General features: G+C 72.6%; 4 protein-coding genes and 1 pseudogene. 2 read left to right on the top strand and 3 right to left on the bottom strand.

Going from position 1 to position 3,634, the window contains the following annotated elements; genetic code table 11:
* Positions 1-250: pseudogene (locus tag ABNT58_RS11140) on the bottom strand (hypothetical protein); the annotation flags it as partial.
* Positions 251-434: 184 nt separating this feature from the next.
* Positions 435-1,358, bottom strand: a complete 924-nt coding sequence (locus ABNT58_RS11135) for a LysR family transcriptional regulator (protein ID WP_348753544.1) — start codon at positions 1,356-1,358, stop codon at positions 435-437.
* Positions 1,359-1,555: 197 nt separating this feature from the next.
* On the opposite strand from ABNT58_RS11135, the gene ABNT58_RS11130 reads away from it, so the two are divergent.
* Positions 1,556-2,722 carry an aspartate aminotransferase family protein gene (locus ABNT58_RS11130; RefSeq protein WP_348753545.1) on the top strand — a complete coding sequence of 389 codons (1,167 nt, stop codon included), beginning with the start codon at positions 1,556-1,558 and terminating at the stop codon, positions 2,720-2,722.
* Positions 2,723-2,731: 9 nt separating this feature from the next.
* Here the strand turns inward: ABNT58_RS11130 and ABNT58_RS11125 are convergent, their stop codons facing one another.
* Entirely contained in the window at positions 2,732-3,202 is a 471-nt protein-coding gene (locus ABNT58_RS11125) for a YetF domain-containing protein (protein ID WP_348753543.1), read from the bottom strand.
* Here ABNT58_RS11125 and ABNT58_RS11120 point away from each other — a divergent pair.
* Positions 3,185-3,634 (top strand): hypothetical protein (locus tag ABNT58_RS11120; protein WP_348753542.1); only part of this gene is annotated, 450 nt, incomplete at its 3' end. The genes ABNT58_RS11125 and ABNT58_RS11120 overlap by 18 nt on opposite strands.

Raw genomic sequence — 3,634 nt, 5'->3', positions numbered from 1 at the left:
GCTGGCGCAGGCCGGGGTCCAGCGGTGCGGCCGCGGGCGGCACTGCAGGCGCGGGCTCGGAGGCAGCGGCGATCGGCTCCAACACTGGCGTCTGCGCGGCGGGCGGCCAGATGCCCGTGTCCACCGGGCCGGGGCTGCGCACAACCAGCGGCGGGCGGGGCGCTGGCTGGCGGGTCAGCAGCCAGGCGACCCCGCATGCGCCCAGCAGCAAGGCCAGCCACACCCACTTCTTCCGCCGGTTCGACACCATCGACCACTCCCCTGGACCGGCGCATTGGAGGCGACCTGGGCGGGCGCCGTCAAACTGGGGACGCGCAGCGCAGGCAAAGGGGCGGGGCGCGGCGCGGCGACGAGCGCCTTGCGTCCAGCGATGCAGCGCAAGCTTGTGGGAAGCAACGACTGTGTCGGACGTGCCGAGCGAACCCGCTCCGCCATCACCCCTCCACCCCCGCCCCACCCCCAAACGCCCGCAGCGCAAACGCAATGAACCCCTGCAGCTTCGGCGAGCGCTGGCGCTCGGGCGCGTACAGCAGGTGCATCGGCCGGCGCGGCAGCGCGTAGGGCTGCAGCAGCGGTCGCAGCCGGCCTTGCGCCACGTCGTCGGCCACCATCACTTCGGGCAGCATGGCCAGGCCCAGGCCGGCCAGGGCTGCGCGGCGCAGGGCCTGCGCATGGTTGACCGAGACTGGACCGCGCACCGGCACAGCCACCTCGCCGCCGTCAGGGGCTGCGAAGCGCCACTGCTGCTCGGTCCAGCGCCATTCGGTGCCGGCGGGGTAGGTGAACACCAGGCAATCGTGCGCGGCCAGGTCTTGCGGCTGTTGAGGCTCGCCGCGGCGGGCCAGGTAGTCGGGTGAGGCGCACAGGCTCAGCCCGTAGTCGCGCAGCCGGCGGGCCACCAGCCGCGGCGTGTTGAGCGTGCCCAGGCGCAGCGCGGCGTCGAAGCCTTCGTCCACCAGGTCCACCAGGCGATCCGTCAGCACCACGTCCACCTGCACCGCCGGCTGCAGCGCCAGGTAGTCGGGCAGCCGTGGCATCAGCGCCTCGGCCCCGAAGGCCGGCGTGGCGGTGATGCGCAGGGTGCCGCCGGGGCTGGCCTGTGCGTCTTCGGCCAGCCGCTCGGCGGCGTCGATCTGGCCCAGGATGTCGACGCAGCGCGCGTGGTACTGCGCGCCGAAGGGCGTGAGGCTTTGCCGGCGGGTGGTGCGGTTCAGCAGCGGCAGGCCCAGCCGCTGTTCCAGCGCCCGCAGGTGGTTGCCCACCATGGTGGTGGACATCTCCAGCCGCTGGCCGGCGGTGGTGAGGCTGCCGGCATCGACCACGGCGACGAACACCTGCATGGCTTGGTGAAGGTCCATTTTCAACTCACAGTGGATGGTGATTGCAGCACCAGCTTGTTTATCCAGTCTGGCGCACTAAACATACTGCCATGGCCTTGCGGCGCCCTCCCTTCTTCCAGGAGCCCCCCATGACCACCGACACCCTGCTGGCACCGACTGCCACCCTGTCCGCTGCCCCCGCCCTGCCCGCCTGGCGCCCCACGCCTGCGGCGCTGATGGACACCTACGCGCCCAGCGACGTCGAGTTCGTGGCCGGCCGTGGCGCCACGCTGTGGGACGCCCAGGGCCGTGAGTACCTGGACGCGATCGCCGGCGTGGGCGTGAGCCTGCTGGGCCATGCCCACCCGGCCCTGGTGGCCGCCATCGCCGACCAGGCGGGCCGGCTGCTGCATGTCTCCAACCTGTGCCACAGCCCCTGGGCACAGCAGCTGGCCGAACGGCTGACGGCGCTCTCGGGCCTGCAGCGCGCGTTCTTCTGCAACTCGGGCGCCGAGGCCAACGAAGCCGCGCTCAAGCTGGCGCGGCTGCATGCGCAGCGCCGCGGTGTCGCCCAGCCGCTGGTGCTGGTGATGGACGGCGGCTTCCACGGCCGCACGCTGGCCACGCTGTCGGCCAGCGCCAGCCCCGCGGTGCGCGCCGGCTTCGGCCCGCATGTGGAAGGCTTCCTGCGGCTGCCCTTCGGCGATCTGGCGGCGGTGGCCGCGGCCCAGGCGGCGCATGGCGACCGCATCGTGGCGCTGCTGGTGGAGCCGGTGCAGGGTGAAAGCGGCGTGAACGTGGCGCCGCCGGGCTACCTGCGCGGCCTGCGCGCGCTGTGCAGCCAGCACGGCTGGCTGATGATGCTGGACGAGGTGCAGACCGGCCTGGGCCGCACCGGCCGCTGGTTCGCGGGCCAGCATGAAGGCGTGCTGCCCGACGTGATGACGCTGGCCAAGGGCCTGGCCGGCGGCGTGCCCATCGGCGCCTGCCTGGCCGGCGGCGCGGCGGCCGAGCTGTTCACGCCCGGCAGCCACGGCAGCACCTTCGGCGGCAACCCGCTGGCCTGCCGCGCCGCCTGCACGGTGCTGGACGTGATGCAGCGCGACGACCTGGTCGCACGCGCCGCCCAGCGCGGCCAGGCCTTGCTGGCCGGCTTGCAAGCCGCGCTGGCCGGTGCGCCGCGCGTGCGCGCGGTGCGCGGGCTGGGCCTGATGATCGGCATCGAGCTGGACCGGCCCGCGCGCGAGCTGCAGCTGCGCGCGCTGCAGCAGCACCGCCTGCTGCTCAACGTCACCCATGGCACGGTGATCCGCCTGCTGCCGCCGCTGGTGATCGAAGCGGCGCAGGTGCGGGCGCTGGTGTCGGCAGTGGCCGCGTTGGTGGAGGGGATGGACGGCGCCTGAGCGCGCCGTTCAATCGCTGCGCGGCGCCTGCAGCAAGCTGATGCTGCCATCGGCCTCCAGGAAGGCGCAGCGCACCTCGTGCAGCTCGCAGTCGGCCTCGCGCAGCGCGCGTTCCATGTCGCCGCGGCTCACGCGGTGGCGGCGCATCACCGCGTGGAACAGCTGGCCGTCGCGGCCGATCAGCACCGGATCGCCCTCCACCCACCGCTCGGCGCGACGGCTGTGCGCCGTGGCCAAGCCCACCAGGCCGTTGAGCACGATGAGCGTGGCCGCCGACACCAGGCCGCCCGGAATCGAGTCGTCGCCGCCGGTCAGGGCATTGCTCACCGATTCGCTCAGCAGCATCACCACGAGCAGGTCGAACGGCGTGAACTGGCCGATGGTGCGTTTGCCGGACAGCCGCACCATCACCAGCAGCGCGCCGTAGACCATCGCCGCACGTGCCACCAGGGCCCACGGACCTTGATCGATGTCGAACATGCGCAGCGCGGGTTGTTGAGTGGCATCGCGAGCAACCGACGTTCCCGGCCACCGAAGGGATGGCGGTGTGAGGTGCATGATCGCGGCATGTCCGCATTGCCTGCTCATGACCTGATGCCCGAGTTGGAGCCCCCCACAGGCTGGCGCCTGCAGCTGGCCGACAGTGAACTGGCCGCCATGCAGGCCGGCCCGAATGCCACGTGCGTGCTGCAGCTGTCGGCTGCGGCCATGGTGTCGCCGGACGGTGTGGCCGGCTATGCGCGCGGGGTGTCGCTGCGGCTGGTGCTTGCCGGTGAAGCGCCCCTGGCGCCCGTATCCTTCGGCCGCATCCGCGAGGGCCGTGTGCACCTGCCAGGCGGCTGGCACACCGAACTCACCCTGTCCTGCACAGACCAAAGCGCCGACCGCATCGAACTGCAGCTGCCGCATGGC

Source organism: uncultured Aquincola sp., assembly GCF_964001545.1.
Classification (GTDB): domain Bacteria; phylum Pseudomonadota; class Gammaproteobacteria; order Burkholderiales; family Burkholderiaceae_C; genus Aquincola.
The sequence above is the reverse complement of the archived record's forward strand: the minus strand, read 5'-3'. Positions and strand labels throughout refer to the sequence as shown.